The organism is Staphylococcus equorum (assembly GCF_029024965.1).
In the GTDB taxonomy this organism is placed as follows: domain Bacteria; phylum Bacillota; class Bacilli; order Staphylococcales; family Staphylococcaceae; genus Staphylococcus; species Staphylococcus equorum.
Genome location: NZ_CP118982.1, coordinates 2,347,195 through 2,360,837, shown reverse-complemented (window position 1 = coordinate 2,360,837; position 13,643 = coordinate 2,347,195). Strand labels below are relative to the sequence as shown.

General features: G+C 34.4%; 12 protein-coding genes. 11 read left to right on the top strand and 1 reads right to left on the bottom strand.

Features of this window, described 5'->3' with window-relative positions:
- Positions 1–190 precede the first annotated feature (190 nt).
- Both bla and cidR read left to right on the top strand, forming a co-directional pair.
- Positions 191–1,039, top strand: coding sequence for a class A beta-lactamase (bla, locus tag PYW44_RS11535; protein ID WP_002508531.1), 849 nt, complete (start codon positions 191–193; stop codon positions 1,037–1,039).
- 40 nt (positions 1,040–1,079) lie between these two features.
- Positions 1,080–1,955 carry a cidABC operon transcriptional activator CidR gene (gene cidR / locus PYW44_RS11530; protein WP_002508530.1) on the top strand — a complete coding sequence of 292 codons (876 nt, stop codon included), beginning with the start codon at positions 1,080–1,082 and terminating at the stop codon, positions 1,953–1,955.
- An 831-nt stretch (positions 1,956–2,786) separates the two neighbouring features.
- Here cidR and PYW44_RS11525 read toward each other — a convergent pair.
- Positions 2,787–3,731, bottom strand: a complete 945-nt coding sequence (locus PYW44_RS11525; RefSeq protein WP_046465030.1) for a LacI family DNA-binding transcriptional regulator — start codon at positions 3,729–3,731, stop codon at positions 2,787–2,789.
- A gap of 147 nt (positions 3,732–3,878) precedes the next feature.
- Here PYW44_RS11525 and eda point away from each other — a divergent pair, with 147 nt between their 5' ends.
- The 9 genes from eda (at position 3,879) to PYW44_RS11480 (ending at position 13,560) form a co-directional block, all read left to right on the top strand.
- Positions 3,879–4,496: a bifunctional 4-hydroxy-2-oxoglutarate aldolase/2-dehydro-3-deoxy-phosphogluconate aldolase gene (gene eda / locus PYW44_RS11520; protein WP_002508528.1), complete on the top strand. Its 618-nt coding sequence runs from the start codon at positions 3,879–3,881 to the stop codon at positions 4,494–4,496.
- A 2-nt stretch (positions 4,497–4,498) separates the two neighbouring features.
- Positions 4,499–5,470 carry a sugar kinase gene (locus PYW44_RS11515; RefSeq protein ID WP_107515361.1) on the top strand — a complete coding sequence of 324 codons (972 nt, stop codon included), beginning with the start codon at positions 4,499–4,501 and terminating at the stop codon, positions 5,468–5,470.
- Between the two features lie 29 nt (positions 5,471–5,499).
- Entirely contained in the window at positions 5,500–6,537 is a 1,038-nt protein-coding gene (locus PYW44_RS11510; RefSeq protein ID WP_107515360.1) for a TRAP transporter substrate-binding protein, read from the top strand.
- Positions 6,512–7,021: a TRAP transporter small permease gene (locus PYW44_RS11505; RefSeq protein ID WP_002511374.1), complete on the top strand. Its 510-nt coding sequence runs from the start codon at positions 6,512–6,514 to the stop codon at positions 7,019–7,021. The genes PYW44_RS11510 and PYW44_RS11505 overlap by 26 nt, the downstream gene beginning before the upstream one ends.
- Positions 7,018–8,313: a TRAP transporter large permease gene (locus PYW44_RS11500; protein WP_002508524.1), complete on the top strand. Its 1,296-nt coding sequence runs from the start codon at positions 7,018–7,020 to the stop codon at positions 8,311–8,313. The genes PYW44_RS11505 and PYW44_RS11500 overlap by 4 nt, the downstream gene beginning before the upstream one ends.
- Positions 8,314–8,328: 15 nt before the next feature.
- Positions 8,329–9,735 (top strand): glucuronate isomerase, encoded by a 1,407-nt coding sequence (gene uxaC / locus PYW44_RS11495; protein ID WP_069802451.1) that lies wholly within the window; start codon positions 8,329–8,331, stop codon positions 9,733–9,735.
- A gap of 2 nt (positions 9,736–9,737) precedes the next feature.
- Positions 9,738–10,769 (top strand): mannonate dehydratase, encoded by a 1,032-nt coding sequence (gene uxuA / locus PYW44_RS11490; protein WP_002508522.1) that lies wholly within the window; start codon positions 9,738–9,740, stop codon positions 10,767–10,769.
- Complete coding sequence (locus PYW44_RS11485) at positions 10,769–11,590, top strand: SDR family oxidoreductase (RefSeq protein ID WP_002508521.1); 822 nt, start codon at positions 10,769–10,771, stop codon at positions 11,588–11,590. The genes uxuA and PYW44_RS11485 overlap by 1 nt, the downstream gene beginning before the upstream one ends.
- 248 nt (positions 11,591–11,838) lie before the next feature.
- Positions 11,839–13,560: an ABC transporter ATP-binding protein gene (locus PYW44_RS11480; RefSeq protein ID WP_021339675.1), complete on the top strand. Its 1,722-nt coding sequence runs from the start codon at positions 11,839–11,841 to the stop codon at positions 13,558–13,560.
- The last annotated feature ends 83 nt before the right edge of the window (positions 13,561–13,643 follow it).

The window sequence follows — 13,643 nt, the reverse complement described above, 5'->3', positions numbered from 1 at the left end:
AGAATAATGAGTTACAGTTATTATAAAGTATGACTCGTTCACTCCTCATTGTTAGTGATTATGACAATGAGGGGTTTTTATTGTAGAAGCAAAAAATTCAGTATTTATAAATAATTGTATTTTTGTAATATAGTAATTATAGTTAGCATAAGTATAGGGTTATATTTAAATTAAGGGGAGTTGGATAGTTATGAAAAAAGTTTTTTGGGGTTTAGTGTTTAGTGCATTATTTTTCATGATGAGCAATGGTACGGTATCAGCGAATGAATTTGATAAAATAGAGAAAGATAATAATACAACAGTTGGGGTTTATGGCATTAATACTGAGAATGGTAAAAAAGTTCAACACAATGCGAATGAACGTTTTGCATTTGCTTCTACTTTTAAAGCCATCGCGAGCGGTGTGTTATTAAATAATTATTCAGAAAAAGATTTAAATAAAAAAATAACAATTAATGAAGCAGATATTGTAGAATATTCACCTGTAACTGAAAATTACATAGGCAAACAGATGACACTTAAAGATTTAATTAAAGCATCTATGTTACAAAGTGATAATACGGCTAATAATAAAATAATGGAAGAACTTGGTGGCGTTAAAGCCTTTAAACATGAGTTGAAGCAATTGGGTGACAATATTTCTAATCCACAACGCTTAGAACCGGAGTTAAACCTCTATGATCCAAATAGTACAGCCGATACTACAACACCTAGAGCTGCAGCACAGACATTAAATACAATTTTAACAAGTGACCAAATAAGTGACGGGAATTTAGATTTACTGAAACAAGTTATGATTGAAAATGAAACAGGCGATAGTTTAATTAAAGCAGGTGTACCAGACAACTATATCGTTGGAGATAAAAGTGGCCAGGGCTTAACATATGCTACGCGTAATGATTTAGCATTTATCTATCCAGATAAACATAAAAAACCAATTATTCTTGCAATTTATACAAAACAAGATGACAAAGATGGTCAGCCAGATGATAAAGTAATCGCAGATGCTGCTGAAGAAGCAATTGCACAATTACGCTAAGTTAATAAAATGATGATAGGGCTATTCAGAGGAGCAGAATATGGAAATAAAACAAATGAAATATTTTGTAGAAGTTGTGAGAAATGGTGGAATGACACAAGCTTCAGAACATTTATATATCGCACAGTCTACAATTAGTAAAAATATTAAAAGCATTGAAAACGAATTTGATATTACTTTGTTTGATAGAAGAAAAAAGCATATTATTCTAACGGATATAGGACAGATTTTTTATGATAAGTGTGTTGAAGCATTAGCAGTCTTAGATGATTTATCATTAGAAATGGGCGACGTCACGAATTTAGAAAGAGGTCATATCCGCATCGGCATATCGGCAATTATGAATGTCAGGTTGTTTACGGAAAGTTTAAACCAGTTTCATTCCCAGTATCCTAATGTGACATATGAAGTCATTGAAGGCGGCGGGAAAGCGGTCGAATTTTATTTGAACAACGATGAAATTGACGTCGGTATTACAACTTTACCAGTGGATGAGGATATCTATCATGCGGTACCTCTATATAAGGAGAAGTTATTACTTATCGTTGATAAAAATTCTGAGTTAGCCCAACAATCATCTATCTATTTAGGTGATTTGAAAGATGAGAGCTTTATTATGTTTCATGATGACTATTACCTGAAAGATCAAATTATAGAAAGCTGTAGAAAAGTAGGATTTCATCCTAAAACAGTAGCTAAAATGTCTCAAATTACTTTTATAGAAAATATGATTCGTGATGGTATTGGCGTGAGTATATTACCTGAAAGTATCGTCAATATCTTAAATGATGGTGTTGTCGGCATTGAAATAAGTGGTGCTGATGTAGCGTGGAATTTAGGTGTTATATGGAAGAAAGAAAGTTATATGAATCACGTTACGCATGAATGGATTAATTTTTTAAAGGATTTGAAATAAAAAAGTGTCATCAAAGTTGAAGTATTCCACTAAGGAATGTCAAATATTCCAACTATGTATTTTAATCATAGATAAAGGCGTAATATAATAGAAGTTGTAGAGGGTTATGAGTACTGATTAACTGATCATTGCGAAATGGTTATAAGTTGAGTTTTCAATATGTATGAATATCCACGTACAATCAATATATGATAGCTTTTATAATAAATGATAATTCAACTCAGGACTCATAACGGCAGAAGATAACTAAGGGAGTCCTCAAATTTTATAAAGATGGTAATCATAACGTACTAATCAGAGATGAAAGTAGGATTAGATACGTGATACATTTGTAATATAGATACAAATGTATCGTATGTTAACCAATGCTTGCACAGTTGCGTGTTTTAGAATTATAGTTAAAACCAATAAAATTCATCAGTTCTCCCATTAAAAAACTGAAAACAACCCCTATCTCTCTAAATATTGGTTAACTTTTTTCTGTACAAACAAGATGTGTTGTAACACGTGACTTGCAAGCAATATATAAAGCGCGCGTTATATTAACGGCATTTTAGCAAGTAGCATGTCATTACATTATAAAGTGATAGGTGTACGCGATGTTGTATAACAGACAACAAGACAGGCACAATGCAATTTGGTAATGGCATTCCTAGATTATAAAAATCACTTGCTAGATGCCTTCATATATTTAAGAAAGCTTATGCTTCAGTTGAAGTAATATTAAAAGTAATAACCCTCTAGATAAATATCTCTCAAACAAGAGCGACCCTGACTACACTGTCCAATGTAGCTAGGGTCGCTTTGTTAATTTAATGAAATTTGCATGTATTAAATATTATTCTGTAATGATGGATGTAAATGATATGCTGCATCGGTTGGTTCATTTTTAATAACTTTATCTAATGTAGTCACGATTTGTTGAGCGATTTCAGATGTAGGAACACCGATAGCATTGACAGGATAATCTAATTTTTTAATTTGTGGAATATTATCGTAAGAGTAAATCATTGGTTGATTCTCAGGTCCAATGGCATTAATCGTCCCTACAGTAATATCGTAACTTCCGCAAATCACGCCAGGAGAAAGCGTGTCAGTTTTCAAATGTTGCTTCACGGATGCTTCTGCTTCTATCGCGTTCAATCCATTAGAATCGATAATACGATAGGTGATGTTTTGTGCATTGCAATAATTAGTAATTGCATCTTTTTTAGCGATTTGACGGGCGTCGTTTGTATTAATATCGCCTATGTAATCAATCGTTTGGATACCTTGTTCTAATAAGGCATTGATGGCCATAATCATCGCTTCTGCATGATTGACATTGATAATCGGGTAGGGAATATCTCTATCTACACCATATGCGACTACCGGTACGTTATTATAAATTTCAGGCGGTAAGTTTGAATTGTCACCTTCGTCAAAGATAACGATACCATCACAGCCAAATTCAACAAATTTCTTTGAAGCGGCCGCAACGTCATCGATTGAAACAAACATGACATAACCGAGTGATTTAATGGCTCTATTAATTTCTGAAATGAGATGTGTCACGGCAACACGATCTACGGAAGGCCAGATTAATCCAATCGTGCCACTTCTTTTAGAAACGAGTGCTCGGGCCGAATGATTAGGTATGTAATTCATTTCAAGCGCTTTTTGTTGAATCATTTGTTTTGTTTTTGGTTTAACGAGTTGGGAATTTTTTAATGCTTTACTGACCGTGGAATAACTGACACCACAGGCTTCGGCAACGTCTTTTAAAGTAACAGCCATAAAAGTTCTCCTTGAAATAGATTGATTTAAGTTAGAATTAATTATACCATAGAGATAAGCGTTAGAATATTTTTTTGAATCTTAATAACAACGTTGTTATTTTCAGAGGTCAAACACGAAAGATGAAATTTATAAGGAGATGTAAAGATGAATTCAAGAGATACGATGAAGTATATTCAAGAAGGTCAACATATTGCAGTAATGCGTACAGACAACCCGGAGACGTTTTTAGATATTTCGAATCTAATTATAGAACAAGGGCTTAATATTATCGAAGTAACGTTAACGACACCAAACGCGATAGAAATTATTGCTGAATTATCTAAGAGAGAAGATGCGCTCATTGGTGCAGGTACTGTACTTGATAGTGTATCAGCACGTACAGCGATTTTAAACGGTGCTAAATTTATTGTAAGTCCATCTTTTGATAAAGAAACAGCTAAAATCGCTAACTTGTATGACGTTCCTTATATTCCAGGATGTATGACGGTTAAAGAAATGGTTGAATCGTTACGCTATGGTTGTAAAGTATTGAAACTATTCCCAGCAACACAATTTTCACCTAAATCTATCAAAGATTTCAAAGGTCCATTACCACAAATTGAGATTGTTCCAACTGGTGGCGTGGGTAAAGATAATCAAAAAGAATGGTTAGACGCAGGTAGTTTTGCAGTAGGCATTGGCAGTGAAATTACAAAAATTTATCAACAACAAGGACAAGAAGCTTTAGTGCAATATATTTCTGAATTAAAAAGAGAGGTATAACTATGACGGTATTTGGATTTGGAGAAGTATTACTACGCTATACTCCACCTGATTACAAACAACTGAAAGATGCCAATACCTTTGGTGTTAATGTTGGAGGTGCAGAATTAAATGCGCTCGTGACCTTATCTCAATTTGGGCACGCTACTGAAATGTTAACGGTATTACCACAACATGCATTAGGCAATTTAGCTATGAAAAAGCTGTATCAGACACAAGTAGGTACAACATTTTTGAAACAACAAGAAGGTAGAATAGGCACATATTATATGGAAGAGAGCTTTGACTTCCGAAGTGGTAAAGTCATCTATGATCGCGAACATTCAACTTTCGCAGAATATGGGTCAAGCGTCATCGATGACTTACCAATACAAAGTGGTGATTACTTTGTATTGACTGGTATTACATTGGCAGTTAATACAACAGTACGACAACATATCGTTGATGCATTAACTAAATTAAAGCAACAAGGCGTTAAAATCATATTTGATATTAATTTCAGAAGTAACTTGTGGTCTAAAGAAGAAGCCGTACCAGTAATCAAATCGATACTGCCACTTGTTGACGTACTTTTCTTTGGTAAAAAGGATGCGACACATTTACTTGAGACAAATTCTGAAGAAGATGATATGAAGATATGTGCTGAAACGATTCAATCACAATATGAGATACCATTAATGGCTTCCAGTAATAGAGATATTGAGCAAAGTACATTACAAGGTATTATGTTATCGCAACAAAGCTATATTGAAGGCCAAGCTTATCAATATACGGTATTGAATCGCATTGGAGCCGGTGATGCATTTATGGCTGGTGTCTTACATGGACTGATTCGTAATTGGCAATTAGACGAGACTATAGATTTTGCGACGAAATGTTCAGTCTTACAACATACGACAAACGAGGATGCATTAAGTGTAGAAGAAAGCGATGTGCATAATTTATCCTCTCATTTCGGTGGGCTTAGTCGATAGAACCTTAAACAAAGGGGCATAAGAGATATATGAAAAAATTTTTAACACTATTTGTAAGCGCATTCTTTATAGCGGGAATGTTAGATTTATCACTTCCTCATAGTTATGTTAATGCGGAAGAGAAGCAAAAAGAAATTATGTTAGCGCATAATCAACCGACGAGCCATCCGGTTCATAAATCACTTGAGATTTTTAAAGAAAGATTAGAAGAAACATCTCATGGTCAACTTAAAGTTAATATTTATCCGAATGGTCAATTAGGTAGTGAACGTGAAGCAATTGAAATGACGCAGACCAATGCAATACAAATGACTAAAGTGTCATCGGCTGCATTGGAAAGCTTTTCTCCAACATATTCATTGTTTAACATGCCTTATCTATTTGAATCAGAAGAGAATTATCGTCATGTTATGAAAAAACAAGAAGTACAAGATGCGTTTTTCAAATCCACTGGAGATAAGGGGTTTCTAGGGATCACATACTATGACGCTGGCGTGCGTAATATATACACGAAAGATAAAAAAATTGAAGATAATAGTGATTTAGAAGGTATGAAAATAAGAGTTCAACCAAGCAAAACGAGTGTTGATTTAATTAAGTCATTAGGCGGCACACCGACACCAATGGATTACGGTGAAGTATATACAGCGATACAATCGGGTGTGATTGATGCAGCTGAGAATAATGAAACTTCACTCACAACAAACAACCACGGTGAAGTTGCTAAAAATTATCATTATACGGAACACGCAATTGTTCCAGATATCTTGATTATGAACAAAGATACGTATGATGACTTAACGAAACAACAGCAGAAATGGTTGAAAGATGCAGCAGCTTATTCTACTGAAAAACATGAAGTAATTTGGGATAAAGAAGTGAAAGAGGCTAAAAAGAAAGCCAAAGAAGACATGGGTGTGAAATTCCATAACGTAGATAAATCTTCTTTCAAAAAAGCTTCTCAGCCTCTACAAGATGAATTTAAAGAGAACCCAGATACAAAAGATGATTATAAACTAATCGAGAAGGAGGAGCAGCTTTATGAAGAAAGCAAAAAAGATCATTGATAAACTCCTCCTCACGTTAGCCGGTATTGCACTTTTTGTAATGGTTATATTATCCGTTTATCAAGTTGCTACACGCTTTATCTTGAATAGTCCAAGTACAATGAGTGAAGAAATCGTTAGATTCTTATTGATTTGGTTTGGTTTGCTCAGTGCCAGTTATGTATTTGGTGTAAAACAACATATAGCCATTTTATTTATTCGAGAAAGATTTCCTGAAAAAATACAACTTATTATGGAAAAGGCTTCAGACGTCATAATCATTATCGTAGCACTCGTACTCATGATTTGGGGTGGCTATGAAGTTGTGAATTTAACATGGTCACAAATTGCACCATCTACTGGCTTATCTATGGCAGCGATGTACGGCGCATTACCTGTTTCGGGCGTCTTTATCATTTTCTACGCAATATATAACTTGTTAGATAAAGGAGAACTTGAAGCAGTTAAAGAAGCCAATCAAGAAGACGGGGGTGAGCGTGTATGACACTTGCAGCAGGTTTAGTATTGTTCATCACATTCTTCGCTTTCTTGATATTCGGCTTGCCTATCGCATTGGCTATTATTTTGAGTTCTATCATAACGTTATTAATGATATTACCATTCGATGTAACGATTATAACGGCAGCACAGCGTATGGTTACGGGCATTGATGATTTTACAATGCTTGCCATTCCGTTATTCGTCTTGGCAGGTATTATTATGAATAACGGTGGTATCGCCTTTAGATTAGTGAACTTTGCCAAAGTGTTAGTAGGTAGATTACCTGGCTCACTGGCACATACGAATATTGTAGGTAATATGCTATTTGGTTCTATTTCTGGTTCTAGTGTCGCTGCGGCGGCCGCAATGGGACGCATCATGGGACCAATGGAAGAAAAACAAGGCTATAAAAAAGAATACTCTGCAGCGGCAAATATAGCATCTGCGCCATCTGGTTTATTGATTCCACCAAGTTCACTATTGATTGTGTATTCACTTGTGAGTGGTGGCACCTCAATAGCAGCACTATTTATCGCAGGCTATATACCAGGTATCTTATGGGGCGTTGCTTGTATGATCGTGGCTTATGTTATGGCGAAGAAACAAGGTTACAGAGTATCTGAACGCATTAGTTGGAAAGATAAATTATTTTTAACATTAGATGCTTTGCCAAGTCTATTTTTAATTATCGTAGTCATTGGCGGGATTGTGTCAGGTATATTCACAGCAACAGAAGGTGCAGCAGTAGCAGTGTTATACGCTACAGTGTTATCACTAATATATAAAAGTCTGACACTCAAACAAATACCTAACGTCATCAAAGAAACGGCAGAAATTAGTGGTATGATTCTGTTCTTGATTACAGCTTCTGCACTATTTTCACTCGTAATGAGTTATACAGGACTACCTGAAGCCATTTCAAATGGCATTCTATCAATGACAGATAATCCAATCATTTTACTACTGATGATGAACGTAATTTTATTAGTCATCGGAACATTTATGGATATAACACCAGCAGTATTGATTTTCACACCGATCTTCTTACCTATTTCAGAAGTTTTAGGTTTAGATCCAATTCACTTTGGTATCTTAATTGCATTTAATTTATGTATTGGTAATATCACGCCACCAGTTGGTAGTGCATTATTTGTTGGTGCGAGTGTCGGCGGTGTTCGTGTGGAATCAGTATTCAAATATTTAGTGCCTTACTTTATCGCACTCATTATTTTATTGTTAATCGTAACGTTCATTCCGCAAATTTCATTATTCCTTCCTAAATTATTAGGATTATAGAAAAGGGGCAATAACATGGCATTAATTAATGACAATTTTTTATTAAATAATAAAACAGCAGTAAAGTTATATCAAAAGGTTAAAGATCTACCAATTTATGATTTTCACTGTCACTTAGACCCAAAAGAAATTTATGAAAATAAAAACTATGAAAACATTACGCAATTGTGGTTAGCCGGAGATCATTACAAATGGCGCTTAATGAGAGCATACGGTATAGAAGAAGGATTAATTACTGGTGATGCAGATGATTTCGATAAATTTGAAGCATTTATGAACATGTTGCCTTATTCAATCGTTAACCCAATGTATCACTGGTGTTCACTTGAATTAAAACGCTATTTTAACGAAGAAGCTGATTTAGATAAAGTGAATATTAAAAAGCTATATAAATCTTTAAATCGTAAATTAGCGAAATCATCACATACACCTCAAAACTTAATTAAACAAAGTAATGTCTCTGTAGTTTGTACAACGGATGACCCATGTGATGATTTGGAATATCACAAATTATTAAATCAAGATAAAAAAGTAACATTTAAAGTGATTCCTACGTTCAGACCAGATAGTTACGTATTCTTAAGTGAAACAACAGTTAAAGACAAGATTAAGCAGCTTGATCAAACGATTGACGGTGAAATTAAAGATTTAAACAGTTATATCGAAGCACTTAAAACACGTGTTCATTATTTTAATAGACAAGGTGCAAGAAGTTCTGACCAAAGTTTTGAAAAAGCACCATTAATGTATGCGACAACAGAAGAAGCTACGGCAATCTATGAGTCCATGTTGAAGGGTGAAGCAGTTTCTGAAACGCAACAATACGAATTAGCGGGTTACATTCTAACTGAAATTAGTAAAGTATATAACGAATTAAATTGGGTCGTACAATTCCATTTAGGACCAACTAGAAATAATAATTCGAAAATGTTAGAAGTCGCAGGTACTGACAGTGGGTTCGATAGTGTAGGTGAACAACTAAGCGCTAAAACATTGAACGCGATGCTAGATCACCTTGAACAACACAATGCCTTATCAGATACGATTATTTATCCTAATAATGGTAATGATCATCTTATGGTTCAAGCTACTGCAGGTAACTTTACTAACAGCGAGCATAAAGTGCAATTAGGTGCTGCATGGTGGTTTAATGACACGAAAGAAGGCATGGAACAGCACTTAGTAGATTATGCGAACGTTGGCTTATTAGCTAAATTTGTAGGTATGCTGACAGATTCACGTAGCATGATTTCTTATACACGCCATGAGTATTTCAGAAGAATTTTATGTAATTTCTTAGGAGAAAAGATTGAAAAAGGTGAGATTGCCTTATCAGATGCAACAATTGAACAAATGTTAAAAGATATTTGCTATAACAATGCAGTGAATTTATTCAAAATAGAAGGCGTTAAGGAGGTATAACGATGGAATTATCATTTCGTTGGTACGGTGAAGATGATCCAGTTACATTAGAGAACATTAAACAAATTCCAGACATGAAGCATATCGTTTCTGCAATTTATGATGTACCTGTAGGTGAAGTTTGGACAACAGAAAGAATCGCAAAATTAAAACAAACAATCGAAGCGGCAGGATTGAAATTTGAAGTCGTTGAAAGTTTACCTGTAAGTGAAGAAATTAAATTAGGTACAGATAAACGTGATGAACTGATTGAAAATTATAAGACATCATTAGTGAATTTAGCTGAAAATGGTGTTAAGACAGTGACATATAACTTCATGCCTGTCTTTGATTGGACACGTTCACAATTAGACTATGAATTATCTGATGGTTCTAATACGTTGATTTATAAACATGATCAGTTAAAAGATATTGATCCATTAACGACCGATTTAAACTTACCAGGTTGGGACGAAAGTTATTCGAGAGAAGAAATGAATCATTTAATTACATCTTATCGTGAAATATCGGATGAGCAATTGTGGGAGAACTTGAAGTACTTCTTAGATGGTGTATTACCAACTGCAATCGAACATGACATTGATTTGGCGATACATCCGGATGATCCACCATGGCCTATATTTGGTATTCCACGTATCATTAAAAATAAAGATAGCTATGAACGTTTACTTTCTATAAATGATAGTAAAAATAATGGTATTTGTTTCTGTACTGGATCTTTAGGTTCATTAGCTGAAAATGATTTACCAAGCATGATTAGAACGTTTGGCGAGCATATCCATTTCGTGCATATGCGTAACGTGAAACGGCTAGATTCACATTCATTCTTGGAAACAGGTCATTTATCTAAAAACGGCTCAGTAGATATGAAAGCAGTGGTAGAAGCACTGCAAGATATTAACTTCAAGGGCACAATCAGACCAGATCACGGACGTATGATTTGGGGCGAAACAGGTAAAGCGGGTTATGGATTGTTCGATAGAGCATTAGGCGCAACTTATATTAATGGTTTAATTGAAGGAGTGAGCAAATGATGTCAAGACAATTTGAAGGAGTCAATGTAGTAATCACTGGTGCAACAGGTGTTATTGGATCAACGTTCGTCAAAGGCCTTGTAGAAAAAGGTGCCAACGTAGGTATTTTAGGACGTTCTGAAGATAAAATTGTTGAGTTACAAGATGAAATTGATAAAGAAAGACAACAAACAGTCGCATTAGTGGCAAATGTGTTGGATAAAGATGCTTTAACACAAGCGAAACTTAAATATAACGATACATTTGGTGCAGTTACAATTCTGATTAATGGCGCAGGTGGTAATAACCCGAATGCCACAACAAATGATGAAATGTATGATGAACAGGGTGATAAAACATTCTTTGATTTAACAGAAGATGGTATTGATAAAGTATTTAAATTAAATTACACAGGTACATTTTTACCGTCTCAAGTATTTGGTAAAGATGTCGTTTCATCTGAGGCAGGTACAATTATTAATATTTCATCAATGAACGCATTTACACCACTGACTAAGATTCCAGCATACAGTGGCGCAAAAGCATCTGTAAGTAACTTTACGCAATGGTTGAGCACTTACTTTGCCGGTCACATTCGAGTGAATGCAATTGCACCTGGATTCTTTGAAACAGCTCAAAATAAAGCTTTACTTAGAAATGAAGATGGTTCTTATTCAGAACGTGCTTCAAAAATTCTCTCACAAACACCAATGAATCGTTTCGGTGTACCAGAAGATATTCTAGGCACACTTTATTGGTTGATGGATAAAGAATTAAGCGGATTCGTTACAGGTATCGTCGTTCCTGTAGATGGCGGCTTCTCGTCTTATTCTGGCGTATAGAATAGATATAAAATTTAAAATAAACTCCTTAATTCAACATTGGTTAAGGAGTTTATTTTTTGTTGCTATTTTATATGGTAAAGATGAAAAGGAATGAAATAAAAATTTATTTAAGTGTTATAAATTCACTTTTTAAAATGTCACAAATATGATTTGAATGTTATTGATAATCCATATCAATTACTCCATAATATAAAGTATATGTAAAGAATAAATAAAATATTGAATTATAGAATAGGTGGGGTGTTGTGAAAGCATTTTTTAGCTATTACAAACCATATAAGGGTTTGTTTTTCTTAGATTTTGGTTCGGCAATTGTTGTAGGTTTGTTGGAATTAATTTTCCCGCTTATTACAAGTATATATATTGACCGTTTATTACCTACTAATCAATGGAATCTCATAGTGATTTTTGGAATTGCATTGCTGTTTGTCTTTGGAATTGTAGCGGTACTTAAATTTATCGTGACATATTGGGGACATAAGTTAGGTACGAATATAGAGCGTGATATGCGTAATGATTTATATAGTCATATTCAGAAATTGAATTTTAAGTATTTTGATAACCAAAAATCCGGAAAGCTCATTGGTCGACTGACGAATGATTTGATGGATATTGGTGAAGCTGCCCATCATGGCCCAGAAGATGTATTTTTATCTATCATGACGCTGATTGGTGCATTTGTCATCATGTTAACGATTGATGTGAAGTTAGCACTCATTACGTTTTGTGTGGTGCCTATTGTTTTTATCTTGGCTATATTTTTCAGCCAAAAAATGTCTCGTGCATTTAAGAACTTATTTACAAATGTGTCACGTTTTAATGAATTAATCGCAGATAATGTGGGTGGCATAAGACTTGTACAGGCCTTTACAAATGAAAAACATGAGCAAACGAAATTCAGAAATATAAACGATAATTTTAGAGCTACAAAATTAAAAGCATATAATTATATGTCTTGGAATATTACAATTAGTCATATTGCCCAAAATCTGACATTAATTATTGTGTTAGTAGTCGGAAGTTATTTTGTGTTGAATGGTGATTTATCTTATGGTGGTATCGTTGCATTTATCATGATTACGAATGTACTCTTTAAACCATTACAACAAATTAATATGATTATAGAGCTATTTCCAAAAGCAATTGCAGGATTTAAAAACTTTAGCGAAATATTAAGCATTACTCCAGAAATACAGGATGCACCAGATGCGATTCAAATGCCGAGTGATCCTAAGACGATTCAATATAAAGATGTAACATTTGGATATGACGAAACACCAATTCTAAAAAAACTAAATTTAGATATTCAGCATGGTGAGAAGATTGCATTGGTTGGACCAAGTGGTAGTGGTAAAACGACAATCAGTTCTTTATTGCCGAGATTTTATGAAGTAGATGACGGTGATATCTTAATTAATGGCCAAAGCATCAAATCGATTCAGTTAGCATCACTACGTGCAGAAATTGGTGTCGTACAGCAAGATGTATTCCTCTTCTCTGGTACTTTAAGAGATAATATTGTATATGGTCATTTAGAAGCTGACGAAACTGCAATATGGGACGCAGTTAGAAATGCGCAATTAGAAACATTTATCGAGGACTTACCCTTTGGCTTGGATACACTCGTAGGTGAAAGAGGTACGAAATTATCTGGTGGACAGAAACAGCGTATTTCCATCGCTAGAATGTTTTTAAAAGACCCGTCTATTATTATTTTAGATGAAGCTACAAGTGCGTTAGATATAGAAACAGAAAATAAAATTCAATTGGCATTTAAAAAGCTGTCTGAAAATAGAACATCGCTCATTATTGCGCATCGTTTATCAACAATTAAAGATGTAGACCGTATTATCTTTATCAAAGATGGCGAAATCTTAGAAGAAGGTAGTCACGAAGTATTAATGCAACAAGATGGACACTATAAACAACTTTATTTATCACAGTTTAATGAAGTTGAAACGTTTTAAAATGTTTTAATGTGATTATAATAGTGAGTGTTATGGGGGCGGGATAGAAATCAAATTATGATTTCTATCCCACTCCCTTGTAT

Coding starts and splice junctions, on each gene's coding strand:
- PYW44_RS11485 (WP_002508521.1), top strand. CDS start 10,769: ATGTCAAGACAATTTGAAGGAGTCAATGTAGTAATCACTGGTGCAACA.
- PYW44_RS11505 (WP_002511374.1), top strand. CDS start 6,512: ATGAAGAAAGCAAAAAAGATCATTGATAAACTCCTCCTCACGTTAGCC.
- PYW44_RS11525 (WP_046465030.1), bottom strand. CDS start 3,731: ATGGCTGTTACTTTAAAAGACGTTGCCGAAGCCTGTGGTGTCAGTTAT.
- PYW44_RS11510 (WP_107515360.1), top strand. CDS start 5,500: ATGAAAAAATTTTTAACACTATTTGTAAGCGCATTCTTTATAGCGGGA.
- PYW44_RS11515 (WP_107515361.1), top strand. CDS start 4,499: ATGACGGTATTTGGATTTGGAGAAGTATTACTACGCTATACTCCACCT.
- uxaC (WP_069802451.1), top strand. CDS start 8,329: ATGGCATTAATTAATGACAATTTTTTATTAAATAATAAAACAGCAGTA.
- cidR (WP_002508530.1), top strand. CDS start 1,080: ATGGAAATAAAACAAATGAAATATTTTGTAGAAGTTGTGAGAAATGGT.
- PYW44_RS11500 (WP_002508524.1), top strand. CDS start 7,018: ATGACACTTGCAGCAGGTTTAGTATTGTTCATCACATTCTTCGCTTTC.
- uxuA (WP_002508522.1), top strand. CDS start 9,738: ATGGAATTATCATTTCGTTGGTACGGTGAAGATGATCCAGTTACATTA.
- eda (WP_002508528.1), top strand. CDS start 3,879: ATGAATTCAAGAGATACGATGAAGTATATTCAAGAAGGTCAACATATT.
- bla (WP_002508531.1), top strand. CDS start 191: ATGAAAAAAGTTTTTTGGGGTTTAGTGTTTAGTGCATTATTTTTCATG.